Source organism: Pseudomonas sp. Irchel 3A18, assembly GCF_900187465.1.
Lineage (GTDB): Bacteria > Pseudomonadota > Gammaproteobacteria > Pseudomonadales > Pseudomonadaceae > Aquipseudomonas > Aquipseudomonas cichorii.
The window spans coordinates 530,289-547,254 of sequence record NZ_FYDI01000004.1 but is presented as its reverse complement, the minus strand read 5'-3'; the positions used below and the strand labels follow the sequence as shown (position 1 = coordinate 547,254).

The following is a 16,966-nucleotide window of genomic DNA, read 5'->3' as shown; positions in this document are numbered from 1 at the left end:
CACGGTAGGAGCAATTCATTCGCGAAGGGCTTCTTCGCGAATGAATTCGCACCTACTGGGTTCAACGCACTGCACTCACCCCGTCCAGCGTCGAAAACGACGTGTCTTTCGCGGTCAGCAGGAAGTCGCGCATGTAAGGCGCATCCAGCATGTCGGCGCGAATACCTGCATAAAGCGTCGCGAACAGTCCCTTTTCCCCCAGCCGCTTGGCCTTTACGTAGCCACGCGAGCTGTACTCGTGCAGTGCCCAGTGCGGCATGCCGCACACGCCGCGTCCGCTGGCCACCAGTTGCATCATCATGACCGTCAGTTCGGAAGTACGGACCTGCGCCGGTTCAATGTCGGCAGGCTCCAGGAAGCGCGTGAAGATATCCAGTCGATCCCGCTCCACCGGATAAGTAATCAGCGTTTCGGTCACCAGGTCTTCCGGCACGATGTAAGGCTTGCCCGCCAGCGCATGCTGGTTGGCCACGGCGAGCATCGCTTCGTACGTGAACAGCGGCACATAGGTGATGCCGGGAATGTCCAGCGGGTCTGAAGTGACCACCAGATCCAGATCACCGCGAGCCAGTGCCGGCAGCGGAGCGAACGAAAATCCCGAAGACAGATCCAGTTCGACCTCCGGCCAGGAGTCACGGAACTGGTCGATGGTCGGCATCAGCCATTGAAAGCAGCTGTGGCATTCGATGGCCATGTGCAGGCGCCCGGCCGTACCGCCCGCCAGTCGCGCAATGTCGCGTTCGGCGCTGCGCAATTGGGGCAGCAATGAATCGGCCAGTTGCAACAGGCGCAGCCCGGCGCTGGTAAAGCGCACCGGTTTGGTCTTGCGCACGAACAACGGCATGCCCATGCGCTCCTCCAGTTCCTTGAACTGGTGGGAGAGGGCGGACTGGGTCAGGTGCAGGCGCTCGGCAGCTTCCACAAGGCTGTCGGCCTCGCGCAAGGCGTGCAGGGTTTTGAGGTGACGTATTTCAAGCACCTTGAGCGCTCCATGAATGAAATTTGTGATCAAAGAGAAAACAATGAGTTTGTCTCATGTTTGCCTGGCTGTCGACAATAGCGCCATCTTTTATGGAGGACACAGCATGGCTTTGGCACACAACCTTGGATTCCCGCGCATCGGCGCTGATCGTGAATTGAAAAAAGCGCTGGAGGCCTACTGGAAGGGCGATCTGGACCAGGATGGCTTGCGTGCTGTGGGCCGTGAATTGCGTGCGGCGCATTGGCAACTGCAGAAGGACGCGGGCATCGAATTGCTGCCTGCAGGCGATTTCGCCTGGTACGACCAGGTCCTGACTCATTCGCTGACCTTCGGTGTCATTCCCGAGCGCTTCAATCAAGTGAAGGACGCGGCAGGCCTGCCGACCCTCGATACCCTGTTCGCCATGGCGCGCGGCGCCAGTGCCTGCTGCGGCGGGGCGCAGGCCAACGCTCAATACGCTCAGGAGCTGACCAAGTGGTTCGATACCAACTATCACTATCTGGTCCCTGAGTTCTCCCGGGACCAACGTTTCCAGTTGAGTTGGGAGCAACTGTTTGAAGAGGTCGATGAAGCCCATGCGCTGGGCCACAAGGTCAAGCCGGTGCTGATCGGCCCGCTGACCTACTTGTGGCTGGGCAAGGCCAAGGGGGAGAGCTTCGACAAGCTCGACCTGCTGGACCGTTTGCTGCCGCTGTATGGCGAAATCCTCGGCCGCCTGGCGAAGCAGGGCGTTGAGTGGGTACAGATCGACGAGCCGATCCTGACCCTCGACCTGCCTCAGGAATGGAAGAATGCCTTCGAGCGTACCTATCACAGCCTGCAATATTCACCGCTGAAGAAACTGGTCGCCACCTACTTCAGCGGTCTGGAAGACAACCTCGGTCTGGCGGTTTCCCTGCCGGTGGATGGCCTGCACATCGATCTGGTGCGTGCCCCCGAGCAGCTTGCAGCGGTGCTCGACCGCCTGCCGACTTATAAAGTGCTGTCCCTGGGCGTGGTCAACGGGCGTAATGTCTGGCGTTGCGATCTGGACAAGGCGCTGGAGGCCCTGCAAGACGCCCTGGCGCGGTTTGGCGACAACCTGTGGGTCGCCGGTTCGTCTTCGCTGCTGCACAGCCCGGTCAATCTGGACCGTGAAGACCGACTCGATGCCGAGTTGAAAAGCTGGCTGGCGTTTGCCGTACAGAAGTGCGGGGAAATTGCCGTGCTCACTCAGGCCCTGAATGAACCTCAGAGTCCCGACGTGCTGGCTGCCCTGACGCAAAGCCGTGCAGTCCAGGCCAGTCGCAAGCAGTCACCGCGTATCCATAAACCGGATGTGCAGGCTCGTCTGGCTGCGATCACCGCTGCCGACAGCCAGCGTCAGTCAGCTTTTGCGCAGCGCATTGACGTGCAGCGTGCCCGTCTGCAATTGCCTGCCTTTCCGACGACAACCATTGGCTCATTCCCACAGACATCTTCGATCCGTCTGGCGCGCCAGTCGTACAAGCAGGGCAAGCTGTCGGCCAATGACTACACCGACGCCATGCGTCATGAAATTCGCCACGCCGTACAGATTCAGGAGCGCCTGGGCCTTGATGTGCTGGTGCATGGCGAAGCCGAACGCAACGACATGGTCGAGTACTTCGCCGAGCAACTCGACGGTTATGTGTTCAGCCGTTTTGGCTGGGTGCAGAGCTACGGTTCGCGTTGCGTGAAACCAGCGGTTATCTTTGGCGACCTGAGCCGTCCCGAGGCCATGACGGTCGAGTGGATTCGCTATGCCCAGAGCCTGACCGACAAGGTCATGAAGGGCATGCTGACCGGCCCGGTGACCATGCTGATGTGGTCGTTCCCGCGTGAAGACGTATCCCGCAAAATCCAGGCGCAGCAGTTGGCTCTGGCGATTCGTGACGAAGTGGTGGATCTGGAGCAGGCCGGCATCAAGATCGTGCAGATCGACGAAGCCGCTTTCCGTGAAGGCCTGCCGCTGCGCAAGTCGCAATGGCAGGAATATCTGGACTGGGCCGTTGAAGCGTTTCGCCTGTGCGCTTCAGGCGTGCGTGACGAAACCCAGATCCACACCCATATGTGCTACAGCGAGTTCAATGACGTGATCGACTCCATCGCCGCCATGGATGCAGACGTGATCACCATCGAAACCTCGCGCTCGGACATGGAATTGCTGGAGGCTTTCGAGGCATTCGATTACCCGAACGATATCGGACCGGGCGTCTACGACATCCACTCGCCACGGGTCCCGGATACCCGCGAAATGGTCAAGTTGATGACCAAGGCCGTACAGCGCATCCCGGCAGAACGCCTGTGGATCAACCCTGACTGCGGCCTCAAGACCCGTGGCTGGCCGGAAACCGAAGCCGCACTGGTCAACATGGTCGCGGCAGCACGGCAGCTGAGAGCCGAACTGTTGTAAGGGGAGGCAGCGCCAGCGCTGCCGTTGATCCCGATTCATCAAACTGTCACGCAACTGTGGCAGCGCGCTTTGAAAAACATCATCAGACTTATTGCCTACTGGAGATCTGTTTTTTGGTGTTTTTCATGCGGGTTTTACTCTTTCTGGCCGCGCTCTTGTGCGGCTTGCCGTCTTTTGCGGCCTCTCGATGCGATGTCAGTGCTCCTGTACAGATTGCCGAACTCAAGGAAGTTCGCATTGCCTATCAAAGTATTGGCAATGAATCCGACCCTGCCTTGCTGCTGGTCATGGGGCTTGGCGGGCAACTGATTCACTGGCCTGACGAAGTGGTGGTTGCTCTGTGTCAGCAAGGCTATCGGGTGATTCGCTACGACAACCGCGATGTCGGCCTGTCGTCCTGGGTCCAGCCACCGGCGGACGCCAACCTCACATATGAAGTGCTGCGCTACAAGTTGGGCCTGCCGGTGTCTGCGGTCTATTCCCTGACCGATATGGCCGATGATGCGCTGGGCTTGATGGATGCGCTGCACGTTGAACAGTTTCATGTGCTGGGGGCAAGCATGGGCGGCATGATCGCTCAGCACCTTGCCGACCTGGCCCCGCAACGCATCGAAAGCCTGACCCTGATCATGACCAGTTCCGGCGCCCAGGGCTTGCCGATGCCCAATGCTGCGCTGCTGCAATTGCTGGCCCGCCGTGGCGCGCCCAATCGCGAGATTGCCATCGAGCAACAGGCGGATCTGCTGGCCGCTCTGGGCAGCCCGCAGATCAAGGACGACCGGGCCATGCTTGTGCAACAGGCCGCCGTCTCTTATGACCGGGCGTTCAACCCCGAAGGCGTAAAGCGCCAGATCACCGCGATTCTGGCCGAGCCCAGTCGGGTAGAACTGCTCAATCGCCTGCGCCTTCCGGTGCTGGTGGTGCATGGCACGGCTGATCCGCTATTGCCGGTCATGCATGGCGTGCATGTGGCTGCTCACATACAGGGCAGCCAGTTGCGCCTGATTCCAGGTCTGGCGCATCGCTTCCAGGAGGCGTTCAAGGCGCCGTTGCTGGCAGCCGTGTTGCCCTATCTCAAGGCTCAGCACGAAGACGGGCGGCATATGGCGCAGTTGTAAGAGGCACGTGTATGGTGACTGTTTTCTGCCAACCGCGAGCGTCACCATGACCACTCCCCTGAAAATCGATTTCGTTTCCGATGTGTCCTGCCCGTGGTGCGCCATTGGCTTGAGTGCGCTGCAGCAGGCGCTTGAAGCGCTGGGTGATGAAGTGCAGGCACAGATTCACTTTCAGCCCTTCGAGCTGAACCCGAACATGGTTGCCGAAGGCCAGGACATCAAGGAACACCTCGCCGAGAAATACGGCTCCACGCCTGAGCAGATGAATGACATTCACGAGAACATCCGGGCGCGCGGCGCGGAGCTGGGGTTTGTCTTTACCCAGGGCGAGCGGCGCATCTACAACACGTTCGATGCCCATCGCCTGCTGCACTGGGCTGAGCTGGAAGGCAAGCAACCGGCGTTGAAGCAAGCCCTGTTTGCCGCCTACTTCACCGATCTCGCAGACCCTTCCAGCCACCAGACCCTGGCCAACGTGGCGCAAAAAGTGGGGCTGGACCGCCTGCGTGCCGAAGCCATTCTGGCCAGCGATGAATATGCCGCTGAAGTTCGCGAGGCCGAACAACTCTGGATCTCTCGCGGTGTCAGCTCGGTTCCCACCATCGTCTTCAATGACGAATACGCAGTGTCCGGTGGCCAGCCGGTGGATGTGTTCGTTGGAGCGATCCGGCAGATCGTCAGCAAAAGCGTGTAGAACTGCACTTTCCTGCTTGTGGAACCAGATTGGGAACTGCCGCCAGCGTAATGGGCTGGCATCCGTCTGTGGGACCGGCTTCAGCCGGGAAGAGGCCTGTACATGCTCTGCATCTTCATCGGCAGAAATACCGCCTTCCCGGATAAATCCGGTCCTGCGGATTGTGAGCAGCTTTCCCGGCACAGGCCGGTTGCCGAGTTACAACTTGAAGGTATCGACAACACTCCTGAGCCGTCCGGCTTCAAAGTCCAGTTCGCCGCAGGCCTTGAGGGTTGCGTTCAGGTTGTCGGTGGCCTGATGGTTCAACTGGCTGATGGCGTGCACATCCCGGGTCAGTTGATCGACGGCCGTGGTCTGTTCTTCGGTCGCGGCGGCGACCGTCAGGCACACGTCGTCGATTTCGCTGATGCGTGATACCACGCTCAGCAGGCTTGCCCCGGCCTCGGTGGCCACCCGGACGCTCTGGGTGCCCATTTCATGGCTGAGCAGCATGGTCTGGGCTGCCTGGGTGGCACCGTCCTGCAACGCCTGGATCACTGCGCGGATTTCTTCGGTCGCGTTCTGAGTGTGATGGGCCAGGCTTCGGACCTCGTCCGCCACCACCGCGAACCCACGGCCTGCCTCTCCAGCCCTGGCCGCTTCGATAGCCGCATTCAACGCTAGCAGATTGGTCTTGCCTGAAATCGTCGAAATGACTTCCAGCACCTTGCCGATATTGGCGCTCTTGGCGTTGAGGTCTTCGATCTGGGTGCGGGTTGTTTCGATGTTCTGCTGTAACTGACTCATCGTATCGACGGTTTTTTCCACCAGCGTGCTGGTCCAGTCGATCTGGGTTCTGGCGCTGGATGCACCTCTTGAGGCTGACGATGCACTTGAAGCTATTTCCTGTGCGGCGGCTCCCAGCTCTTCGATGGCCGCGGCAACCGTGGTGGTGTAACCCGACTGATGCTCCGACTTCTCCACTGAGGAATTGGATGCCGACAGCACCCGGCGAGTGGCTTCGTTCAAGGCTTTGGTCGTGGATGAAACTTCGGTGATGGAGGCATGAATCCGGTCGCCGAAGCGATTGAAACTCTCGGCCAGGTGCCCGAACTCATCGTGGGAGACAATCGACAAACGCCGGGTCAGGTCGCCATCGCCCTGAGCAATGTCTTCCATCGCATGGTTGATCAGGTTCAGGGGTTTCATCAGCACACGCATCAGCAGCCCGAGCATCAGCAAGGTAATCAGACCGGCAACGACCGTGGCAATGATCGCTGAGTTGCGGAACGCAGAGATACTGGCCAGGGCCGCCTGCTTATCCAGCACGATGCCGATGTACCAGTCCTGGGAAGGCAAGCCTTTGACGGGAGTGAACAGGGTGAGTTTAGGGCCATCCAGCGATGTGGCTTCGACCAGTCTGTCGCTCAGGGTCAGCGTCTCTGTGGGAAACAGATCAGCCAGGGTCTTGCCGATCAGCGCCTTGTCCGGGTGAACCAGAATCTTGCCGGCCTTGCTCACCAGCAAGGCGTAACCGCCGCCATCGAACACCTGGCTATTGATGGTCCGCGAAATCGTCTCGATGTTCAGGCTGGCACCCAGAACTCCCAGGGTTTGCCCGCCAGAACGGATGGCAACCGCCTGGGTGATGATCCGGTAATCGATGCCTGCACCGACATAGGGTTCGGTCATCGCGGTGCCCTGATCGATGGCGTCCTTGTACCACTGGCGTTCCCGGCTGTCGTATCCGGCAGGCATCTGGCGCGGTGGATAGATGTGGAAGCCGCCGTCATGGGTGCCGACATAGCCGGCAATGAATTGCTCCATCAGCACCTGGCCCTGCAATTTGCCGAGTATGTTTTCGGGCGAGGGCGCCTGGCCGATGGATTCGGCAACGTTCTTGATCAGAATCATCCGGCCGTCCAGCCAGCTCTGAATGTCATGGGCCATGGAGGCCGAGAGGGCACGGGTGTTCTGTTCGATTCTCTGTAGGTTGTCGTCACGCAAGCGAACGTCATTCAGCGCGGAGAATGCGCAAAACACCGTCATGATCACCAATGCGGCGATCAGTAATATCTTCTGGTTGAACCTGAGATGTCTCATCGCTGTGTCTCTGCGTACTGGATCGGTTGCACAACAGTCCGTCGGTTTTTTAATTAACGTTTAAAGCATCCCTGCTATCGATAACTTCCGGGCGAACGGGGCCGCACGTGTAGAGGCCTACATGTGAAGTTTTCCGGTAAGTAACGTGGTTCTATATTTGAAAGCGTTTGAAGCGTGTCGGGTTTACCACAGGGCGACGGTGTAACTCAGAATCAACCGGGTTTCATCCAGGTCATTGCCGAAGTTCGAGCGCACGGTGGCATTCCTGAGTTTGATACCGACATTCTTCAGTGTGCCGCTCTGGATGACATAACCGATATCGGTATTGCGTTCCCACTCTTTACCCGTGTTATTGCCCGATACACGGACATTGTCACCGCTGACATAACGGCTCATGAAGGTCAGACCGGGAATACCCAGTGCGGCGAAGTTGTAGTCATAGCGCAACTGCCACGAACGTTCTTCTATGTTCGCAAAATCGTTGATTTGCACGAAGTTGACCAGGTACGGGTCGGTGTTGGCGATGTACGGGAACGGATCATCACCGCTCATGCGCTGGTAGGCCGCGCTGAATATGCTGGAGCCCAGGGTGTAAGACACCATACCGTTGGCTGCACGGTTTTCGAGGTTGCGGAAGTTGCCGTCTTCGGTGCTTTTTGAATAGCGCAGGTCAAACTTCAGGGACTGCTGAGTCGCCAGCGGAATCTCGTAAACCACGCCACCAAAGAACTGCCGGTAGACGTTTTCCAGATTGCCGTAGTACAGGCTGGTGCTGAGGGTCTTGCTGAAGTTGTAGGTGCCACCGGCGAAGTTGAATTCATCACTGACGCCACCGATGCGGTTACCGGTGAAATCCTGATAGTTGGAGGAGCTGTTGAACTTGATCTGCTCCAGTTGGCCGCCTTGCAAGACCAGCTTGTCGATATCCTTTGAGGTCAGCATCGCGCCCTCGAAGGTCGATGGCAGCAGGCGGGTGTCATTGCTCGACACTACCGGGCTGCGAAAGGCAAGAGAGCCGACCTTGAGCACGGTCTCGGACACCTTCGCCTTGGCTGTCAGTTCCAGTTTGGAGTATTCGCTCTGTGAGCCGCGGCCGTTTCTTGAACTCAGGTCGGCTGGCAGCAAACCCGTGCCACCGGAGCCATCGCCGCCGTCCAGTTTGAAGCCTGCCATGCCGAGGGCATCGATACCCAAGCCCACTGTTCCGGCGGTGTAACCCGACTCGAACCTGAGCATTGCGCCCTGAGCCCATTCCTGCGCCGAGTCGCGCCGGGTTGTGGGTGGTCCGTTGCGAAAGTCACGGTTGAAGTAGAAGTTGCGCAGATCGACACTGGCTTTGCTGTCGGCAATAAAGTCTGCCGAAGCGTTGATTGGAATAAACAGCGCGCATGTACTGACGAGTGCAAAAGTCTTATTGATCGACATTTTCGTTAGGCTCCGAGTCATGGCAGATTTAATCGATACGGTTTGTTTTTATAAGGAGTGCAACATTGCCTGGAACATTTCCTGTGGGCAGCACGCAGCAACCGGGGAAATACCCGGTTGTGCGTAACATGCCAGCAGAAAAACTATTGAATCAGCGTGTTGTTTCTATACGCCCAATTCTGGACTTGGCTTCAAAGTAACTCCCGGGTTGTTGGGTGATCTGCAATTGACCGGCACACGGCGCCAGAATCGACGTTTCCATCTTCATTGCTTCCATCACCGCAATAACTTGCCCGGCCTGTACGGACTCGCCATCAGCGACGACCCAGGCATGCAGATTGCCTGCGACCGGAGTAACGACCGCTTGCGGGTCCTGTGCTTCGGCAGCCGCCACACTTTCAGTGCCGGGGGCTGCCGCGTTCAGACTGACGCCACGCAGAAGTGCTGCTGGCAGGCCCAGTTCGTGACGCTTGCCGTCGATCTCGACGAAGGTGCGTAGCACGCCAGCATCGGCCGGTGCGGCACTGCGCGGAGCGATGGTCACTTTTTCGGCAAAGTCAGTCTCGATCCAGCGGGTATGCACGGCGAACGTATTGGCGGCGGTGAAGTCGTCATGGTCCATCACGGCACGATGGAACGGCAGCACCGTCGCCACACCGTCCACGTTGAACTCGGCCAGGGCACGGCGGGCACGGCGAATGGCCTGCTCACGAGTGGCACCTGTGACGATCAGCTTGGCGATCATCGAGTCGAAGTTCGGTGACACTCGCGAGCCTTCGATCACGCCGGTGTCCAGCCTCACACCCGGACCGGACGGCACCTGGAACCGCTCGATGAGGCCGGGCGTTGGCAGGAAACCATTGCCAGCGTCTTCGGCGTTGATACGGAACTCAAAGCTGTGACCGCGAGGCGTCGGCGTGCCCTCGAACGACAGTGGCAGGCCTTCGGCAACCCGCAACTGCTCGATGACCAGATCGATCCCGCTGGTTTCTTCGGTAACCGGATGTTCCACCTGCAAGCGGGTGTTGACCTCAAGAAACGACAAGGTGCCATCGGCACTGAGCAGGAATTCCACTGTGCCTGCGCCGACATAACCGGCTTCGGCACAGATATCCCGTGCCGAATCGTGAATACGCTGACGCAAGGCCTCGTCGAGATAAGGCGCCGGTGCTTCTTCGATCAGTTTCTGATTGCGGCGCTGCAGCGAGCAGTCACGAGTGCCCACCACAACGACCCGGCCATGACGGTCGGCGATGATCTGCGCCTCGATATGCCGAGGGCGGTCCAGGAAACGCTCGACAAAGCACTCGCCACGACCGAATGCCGTGACAGCTTCACGCACTGCCGACTCGTACAGCTCGCTGACTTCTTCGAGCTTCCAGGCCACTTTCAGGCCGCGACCACCGCCACCGAACGCTGCCTTGATAGCAATCGGCAAACCATGCTGCTCGGCAAAGGCGACCACTTCGCTGGCGTCGTTCACCGGGTCTTCGGTACCGGCCACCAGTGGTGCACCGACCTTAAGGGCAATTTTTCGGGCCTGGACCTTGTCGCCCAAGGCATCGATTGTGCTCGGATCCGGGCCGATCCAGGTCAGGCCTGCATCGATCACTGCGCGGGCGAATTCGGCACGTTCCGAGAGAAAGCCATAACCGGGGTGAACGGCGTCGGCACCGGCGCGAGCTGCGACGGCCAGCAGCTTTTCGATGTTCAGGTAGCTATCGGCAGGCCGCTCGCCGTTCAGCGCATAGGCTTCGTCGGCCTGGCGCACATGCAACGCATCGATATCGGCATCGGCATACACCGCCACCGAGGCAATGCCATAGTCACGGCAGGCTCGGGCGATACGGACGGCAATTTCGCCACGGTTGGCAATCAGAACCTTTTTCATTGGTTTTTTGTCTCGTCTGAAAGGGCAGGACGCACGGGCTCAAAGGCACCCAGCGGCTTGAAGCGAATACGGGAATTGACCGGAATCTGACCGGCCAGGTCCAGGTGATAAGGTGCAACCACGCCGATAACCGGGTAGCCACCGGTCAGCGGGTGATCGGCCAGGAACAGCACCGGCTGGCCACTGGGCGGAACCTGGATTGCGCCAACGGTGGTGCCTTCGCTGGGCAACTCACCTTCGATGACACGTACCAGTGACTGATCGCCCGCCAGTCGAATGCCGATACGGTTCGACTGTGGTGTCACTTTCCATGTCTGTTCGGCCAGCAGCGCCTGAGCTTCTGGCGTGAACCAGTCGCTACGTGGCCCCATGACCACATCCAGAGTGATGACCTGATCAGTGCGTGGCATGTCGAATACCGGTTGCTCGGTTACCGATACCGCAGGCCCGCCGACTCTTTGTTTGAAGCCGATACGATCACCTGTCGCCAGAGGCGCAGGGCCGACCTGAGCCAGGGTGTCGGTGGACAGGCTGCCCAGCACCGGTTCATGGGTAAAGCCGCCACGAATCGCCAGATAGTTGCGCAGCCCCGCAGTAGGCGCGTCGATGCTGACCCGATCACCGTCCTGCAAGGCAAAAGGCGTGTAGAGCGCCGGGCGCAACAGTTGACCTTCAGCGGTATGCACTTCTATCGCAGCGGTGGCGCCGGTGATAGCAATCACTGACGGGCCATGACTGATAAAGCTCAGGCCACCCATGAGGATTTCCAGGCAGGCGCTTGCCGGATCGTTACCCACTGCACGGTTGGCAGCGCGCAGCGATCCCCGGTCCATGGTGCCGGATGCCGATACGCCCTGGCCGGCGCGGCCATGGCGACCCAGGTCCTGAAACAGGGTCTGCAGGCCGGGCGAGAGAATTTCCAGAGCGTCTCCTGTAACGGGTGACGCTGCCGGACGGCTTGGCGCAGCCACCGAAACACGGGTGACAGGCAGTGGGCCTGCATCGCAAAAACGTACGCGATAGCCCGGCTGCAACAAGGCCGGTTCATCGCGTTCCAGGTCCCACATTTTCGATTCGGTAACGCCAATGATCTGCCAGCCGCCAGGGCTGGCCTGTGGGTAGACTCCGCTGAAGCCCCCCGCCAGCGCCACGGCACCTGCCGGAATGCGGGTGCGAGGCGTACTGCGGCGTGGCACCTGGAAACCGGCACCGCCGCTCAGGTAGGCAAAACCCGGCGCAAAGCCGCAGAAGGCCACATCGTAATCGCTGCCGGTGTGGCGCTTGATCACTTCCTCGACGCTGATGTCCAGTTCACGGGCCACATCGGCCAGATCTTCGCCGTTGTAATGCACGGGAATCTCGACCAGCTTGCCGGCTTCGCGAACCTTGCCGTGGACATTGCGTGAAGCGATCCTTGCTGCCAGTACCTCACGGTTGATGGATGCGGGACGAAAGCTCACGAGTACAGTGCGTGCGGCGGGAATGATTTCTTCCACGCCGACAATGGGCTCCTGCTGTAGCGAGTCGAACAGGGCGAGAGTCTCGTCCAGATTCGCCAACTCAACCAGGAGCGCGTCCAGGCTGACCGGATAGAAACGCATGATCCACCTCAGGTAAATGCGCGGATGGTGATGCCTGCTTCAAGCAGGCAGTTTTTCAGGTTGCGGGCGATAGCGACCGCGTCCTGGTTGTCGCCGTGTACACAGATCGAATCCGCTTGCAGATTGATCAGGCTGCCGTTCTCGGCCTCGATGACCCCATCGCGTACCAGACGCAACATGCGCTGGGCGATCAATTCAGGGTCGTGCAGCACGGCTCCCGGCTTCGAGCGCGACACCAGCGTGCCCTCGGCGGTATAGGCACGGTCGGCAAAGGCCTCGGCGACACAGGACAGGCCGGCCTCAGTGGCCCAGCCGATCAGGGGCGAATTGGCCAGGCACACCAGCTTCAACTGTGGATCGATGCGCAGCAACGCCTGGATAACCGCCGCCGCCTGACGTTGATCGCCGGCAATGGTGTTGTACAGCGCGCCATGGGGTTTGACATAGCTCACCCGGGTGCCGACGCTGCGGGCCAGGCCCTGCAATGCGCCGATCTGATAAATCACATCGGCGGTCAACTGATCGGAAGGTACGTCCATGTTGCGTCGCCCGAAACCCACCAGATCCGGGTAGGCCACATGGGCACCGATGGCAACGCCACGGGCCGCTGCTGCTTCCAGGGTTCGCAGGATTCCGGCCGGGTCACCGGCGTGAAAGCCGCAGGCGACGTTGGCGCTGCTGACGATTTCGAGAACCGCCGCATCGTCGCCCATGCTCCATGCGCCGAAGCTTTCGCCCAGGTCGCTGTTGAGGTCAATTGCACGCATCTAAATTATCTCCGTTGAAATCAGGCCGCGCCGATGAAGGCAAAGATGGCACCTGCGGACTTGTAGGCCATGAACCACGACAGCAGACAGGTCAGCACGCCCAGTACCAGCAGCCAGCGAGGGTAGTGATAGCCGTCCATCAGGTCCGAACGGCGCCAGCCCACGTACATGAATATGCTCAGGCCCAGCGGCAGAATCAGGCCGTTGAAACCACCCGCGAATATCAGCAGCGCTGCCGGTGGTTTGCCCAGCACCATATACACCGACAGCGTGATGACAATGAAACCGACGGTGGCCAGGTTACGGACACGCTCAGTAATGCGTTTCGAGAACACGGTGGTGAAGGACATCGTCGTATAAGACGCGCCAATCACACTGCTGATACCGGCGGCCCACAGCACCAGACCGAACATCATCATGCCGATATCGCCTGCAGCCGCATGGAACGCCTGGGCAGCAGGGTTTGCGCCTTTGCCCGACACGTCGATCACGACGCCGCTGGCGACTACCCCGAGGATAGCGAGAAACAGGATGTAACGGGCAACACCGGTGACCAGAATGCCCGTCAGCGCAGCCTTGGATACCGCTTCAATATTTTCCACACCCACGGTGCCGCGATCGAGCAGACGGTGAGCACCGGCATAGGTGATGTAGCCGCCGACAGTGCCACCGACGATGGTGGTGATGGAGGCGAAGTCGATCAGATCAGGCAATACCGTTTGACGCAGTGCTTCGCCCAGCGGTGGATGGGTTGCGAAGGCTGCGAAAAGGATCAGGCCCACTTTCAGTAGCCCCAGCACGATCATGATGCGGTCCATGGCAACGCCCGCCCGATGGGACGAGAAGATCGCGATGGCGAGCATGGCGCTCAACAATCCGCCCCATTTGGGATCAAGACCGGTCAAGGCATTCAGACCCAGGCCCGCACCGGCAATGTTACCCAGCATGAAAACCAGACCACCGCAGATCACCAGTACCGACAGCAGGTACCCGCTCCCCGGAATGGCAGCGTTGGCCAGATCGGCTGCGCGCATTTTGGTCAGTGTCACGATTCGCCAGACGTTCAGTTGAACGACAAAGTCGATCAGGATCGAGGCCAGGATGCCGAAGGCAAACGCAGCGCCCAGAGTTGCGGTGAACGTAGCCGTCTGGGTCAGGAAGCCTGGCCCGATAGCTGACGTGGCCATCATGAAAATGGCGGCGATCAAAGATGCGCGCCGCGCTTTTGTAAACTCTTTGGTGGTCTGTGTCACGGCATGATTCCTACAGTGAGTGGTACCTTGCTTGAGCAATGAGCGTGCCAAGCTTCATTCAATAGCGTTGCTATGTAGGTATATCAAGGATGTATTGTTGAACAATCATATCTTCTTGAGTGAGCGATTTTCACCATATTGTTACCCTTTCACTCAGGTACGCTACTTAATGAAGCACGCGGCGCGCTTATGCCTTGCCACGCACTAAGCTCTCAGGGAACATCTGCCGGTTTTTCTCATTCTGGATTGCTCATGAACGACGCTTCTCCCTCCCTTCCTCGCACGTTGGGAGAAACCATTACCCAGGAAATCCGCCGAATGCTGGTTGAAGGTGAGCTGGTGCCCGGTCAACGCCTGTCCGAAGCAGCACTGGCCGAGAGCTTGCAGATTTCCCGTAATACCTTGAGAGAAGCGTTCAGGGTCCTGACCCGCGAAGGATTGCTCAAGCACGAACCCAATCGTGGGGTGACCGTTGCAGAGCCCGATATGGCGTCGATCATCGACATCTATCGCGTGCGCCGTTTTATCGAATGCAAGGCCATCGCCCAGGGTTTTCCACTGCACCCCGGAGCATTGAAAATGCGTGAAGCGGTCGAGGCCGGGATGCGCGCCAGGGAAGCCAAAGACTGGGTGGCAGTCGGTACTGCCAACATGGTCTTCCACAGGGCCATTGTCGAACTGGCCGACAGCCCTCGCCTGGTAGTGTTCTACGGGCAGATATCAGCTGAACTGCGACTGGCCTTCGGCCTGCTCGACGATCCCGAATTCCTGCACTTGCCTTATCTGGACATGAACGCTGCGATCCTGCGCTGCGTCGAGGAGGGGCGTGTAGAAGACGCGACGGCAATGCTCGAAACCTATCTGGTGCAATCGGAGCGCACCGTTCTGGCAGCTTACGAGCGCAGCATGAAGCGGTAGGTTGTGTGGGACCGTATTCATCCGGGAAGCGGTATGGCTGACGATGAAGATGCGGTTAGTGTGCAGGCTTCTTCCCGAATGAATTCGGTCCTACGGATTTGTGGGCGGCATCACCCGTGAAACCGTACCCATAACGTCACCAGCACGCTGGCGGCGACCAGCCAGGCCAGTGCGGCCATTGCCAGCGATACTTCCAGCCGCCAGCGGTCCACCATCAGGTACAGGGCCGCCAGGTAAACGAAGTAGGGAATGATCGACCACATGCCGAACAGGATGGTGGTTTTCAGGTCATCCAGCGAGCGGCCCTTGCCGACGATGTAGTGGGCAATCAGCGCAAAGGTCGGGAACAGCGGCACCAGGCCTGCAATGTAATAATTGCGGGTCTTGGCCAGTGCAGCCAGGATCACGACAACGGCTGCGCCCAGAAGGGCCTTGAGTAACAGATCCACGATTTCTTCCCGTACGGTTTCAGGCTTGCAGCCCGTATTTCTTGACCTTGTCGAACAGCGTGGTCTTGGCCATGCTCAGTTCCTGACTGGCCTGGCTGAGGTTGCCGCCGCTGCGTTGCAGGGCTTCGCGCAGCAGGCTGCGCTCGAAGGCTTCCACCGCTTCGGCAAACCCCAGGCTCTGGCTTTCGGCGTGGTCGGATTTCTTGAACACTGGCAATCCCAGCGCGTAACGTTCGGCCACGTTACGCAGTTCGCGAACGTTACCCGGCCAGTCGTGGCTCATCAAGACAGACGCCGTTTGCCGGTCCAGTTGTGGCGGTTCGCGGTCGAAGCGCAGTGAGGACAACTGCAAGAAATGCTCGAACAGTTGCAGGATGTCTTCGCGCCGTTCGCGCAGGGGCGGCAGCTCAAGGGTCACGACATTGAGCCGGTAATACAGGTCGCTACGGAACTGGTTGGCTTTGCTCAGCTCATTGAGGTCGGACTTGGTCGCCGCGATGACCCGGCAATCCACCTCGACGTTCTGGTTGGAGCCCAGCCGTTCCAGAGTACGCTCCTGCAAGACCCGCAACAGCTTGATCTGCAGGTTGATCGGCATGCTTTCCACTTCATCGAGGAACAGCGTGCCGTTGTGTGCATGTTCGATCTTGCCGATCCGGCGCTTGCCCGCCCCCGTGAAGGCATTGGCCTCATGACCGAAGATTTCCGACTCGAACAGGCTCTCTGCCAGCCCGCCGCAGTTCAAGGCTACGAACTGATTCTTGGTGCGGCGACTGAAGTCATGCAGGCAACGAGCGACCAGTTCCTTGCCGGTGCCGGTTTCGCCTTCGATCAGTACGTTGGCCGAGGTGTCGGCAATGTTGGCGATCAGCGCCCGCAGGTTCTGCATGGCCGGTGAGCGCCCGATGATCTTGCCTTCCAGCGAGTTGCGTTCGGCCAGTTGCTTGCGCAGCGCCCAGACTTCTCGGGCCAGCCCGCGCTGTTCAAGTGCGCGGCGGGCGACATCCACCAACCGTTCCGGCGAGAAGGGTTTTTCCATGAAGTCATAGGCGCCGTCGCGCATGGCATTGACCGCCATGGAGATATCGCCATGACCGGTAATCAGCACCACGGGCAGGCTGCTGTCGCGGGCCTTGAGACGGGTCAGCAATTCCAGCCCGTCGATACCCGGCAGGCGGATGTCACTGATGACGATTCCGGCAAAGTTGTCGCCGATGCGCTCCAGTGCCTCTTCGGCACTGGATACGCCTTCGCTGGTAATGTCTTCCAGCGCCAGCGCCTGCTGGCAGCCGAGCAACACATGCGGATCGTCTTCGACGATGAGTACAGTCAGGTCGGTGTTCATTTTAGGATTACTCATGGTGAACGCTCAG

General features: G+C 59.3%; 13 protein-coding genes. 4 read left to right on the top strand and 9 right to left on the bottom strand.

All coding sequences use genetic code 11. From position 1 onward, the window contains the following. Positions 1–61 precede the first annotated feature (61 nt). Positions 62–979 carry a transcriptional regulator MetR gene (metR, locus tag CKW23_RS10900; RefSeq protein WP_025261534.1) on the bottom strand — a complete coding sequence of 306 codons (918 nt, stop codon included), beginning with the start codon at positions 977–979 and terminating at the stop codon, positions 62–64. A gap of 106 nt (positions 980–1,085) precedes the next feature. On the opposite strand from metR, the gene metE reads away from it, so the two are divergent. The 3 genes from metE to CKW23_RS10885 all read left to right on the top strand — a co-directional run bounded on the left by metE (position 1,086) and on the right by CKW23_RS10885 (position 5,207). Further along, positions 1,086–3,395, top strand: coding sequence for a 5-methyltetrahydropteroyltriglutamate--homocysteine S-methyltransferase (gene metE, locus CKW23_RS10895; protein WP_095067552.1), 2,310 nt, complete (start codon positions 1,086–1,088; stop codon positions 3,393–3,395). A gap of 125 nt (positions 3,396–3,520) precedes the next feature. Then, a complete protein-coding gene (locus tag CKW23_RS10890) occupies positions 3,521–4,513 on the top strand; it encodes an alpha/beta fold hydrolase (RefSeq protein ID WP_038400564.1) in 993 nt (330 codons plus the stop codon). 46 nt (positions 4,514–4,559) lie between these two features. Further along, on the top strand, positions 4,560–5,207 hold the full coding sequence (locus CKW23_RS10885; protein ID WP_025261531.1) for a DsbA family oxidoreductase: 648 nt from the start codon (positions 4,560–4,562) through the stop codon (positions 5,205–5,207). A gap of 198 nt (positions 5,208–5,405) precedes the next feature. On the opposite strand, the gene CKW23_RS10880 is transcribed toward CKW23_RS10885, so the two are convergent. The 6 genes from CKW23_RS10880 to CKW23_RS10855 all read right to left on the bottom strand — a co-directional run bounded on the left by CKW23_RS10880 (position 5,406) and on the right by CKW23_RS10855 (position 14,226). After that, on the bottom strand, positions 5,406–7,289 hold the full coding sequence (locus tag CKW23_RS10880) for a methyl-accepting chemotaxis protein (protein WP_025261530.1): 1,884 nt from the start codon (positions 7,287–7,289) through the stop codon (positions 5,406–5,408). A 183-nt stretch (positions 7,290–7,472) separates the two neighbouring features. Next, positions 7,473–8,714, bottom strand: coding sequence for an OprD family porin (locus tag CKW23_RS10875; RefSeq protein ID WP_025261529.1), 1,242 nt, complete (start codon positions 8,712–8,714; stop codon positions 7,473–7,475). A gap of 151 nt (positions 8,715–8,865) precedes the next feature. Next, a complete protein-coding gene (locus tag CKW23_RS10870) occupies positions 8,866–10,605 on the bottom strand; it encodes a biotin carboxylase N-terminal domain-containing protein (protein WP_025261528.1) in 1,740 nt (579 codons plus the stop codon). Continuing rightward, complete coding sequence (locus CKW23_RS10865) at positions 10,602–12,206, bottom strand: 5-oxoprolinase/urea amidolyase family protein (protein ID WP_095067551.1); 1,605 nt, start codon at positions 12,204–12,206, stop codon at positions 10,602–10,604. The genes CKW23_RS10870 and CKW23_RS10865 overlap by 4 nt, the downstream gene beginning before the upstream one ends. Positions 12,207–12,214: 8 nt before the next feature. Continuing rightward, positions 12,215–12,973, bottom strand: a complete 759-nt coding sequence (locus CKW23_RS10860; RefSeq protein WP_025261526.1) for a LamB/YcsF family protein — start codon at positions 12,971–12,973, stop codon at positions 12,215–12,217. Positions 12,974–12,993: 20 nt separating this feature from the next. Then, on the bottom strand, positions 12,994–14,226 hold the full coding sequence (locus CKW23_RS10855) for an NRAMP family divalent metal transporter (RefSeq protein ID WP_025261525.1): 1,233 nt from the start codon (positions 14,224–14,226) through the stop codon (positions 12,994–12,996). Positions 14,227–14,478: 252 nt separating this feature from the next. Here CKW23_RS10855 and CKW23_RS10850 point away from each other — a divergent pair, with 252 nt between their 5' ends. Continuing rightward, positions 14,479–15,144, top strand: a complete 666-nt coding sequence (locus CKW23_RS10850; protein WP_074568805.1) for a GntR family transcriptional regulator — start codon at positions 14,479–14,481, stop codon at positions 15,142–15,144. Positions 15,145–15,254: 110 nt separating this feature from the next. Here CKW23_RS10850 and CKW23_RS10845 read toward each other — a convergent pair whose 3' ends face one another. Further along, entirely contained in the window at positions 15,255–15,593 is a 339-nt protein-coding gene (locus tag CKW23_RS10845; protein ID WP_025261523.1) for a GlpM family protein, read from the bottom strand. 19 nt (positions 15,594–15,612) lie between these two features. Then, a complete protein-coding gene (locus tag CKW23_RS10840; protein ID WP_025261522.1) occupies positions 15,613–16,938 on the bottom strand; it encodes a sigma-54 dependent transcriptional regulator in 1,326 nt (441 codons plus the stop codon). Positions 16,939–16,966 lie beyond the last annotated feature (28 nt).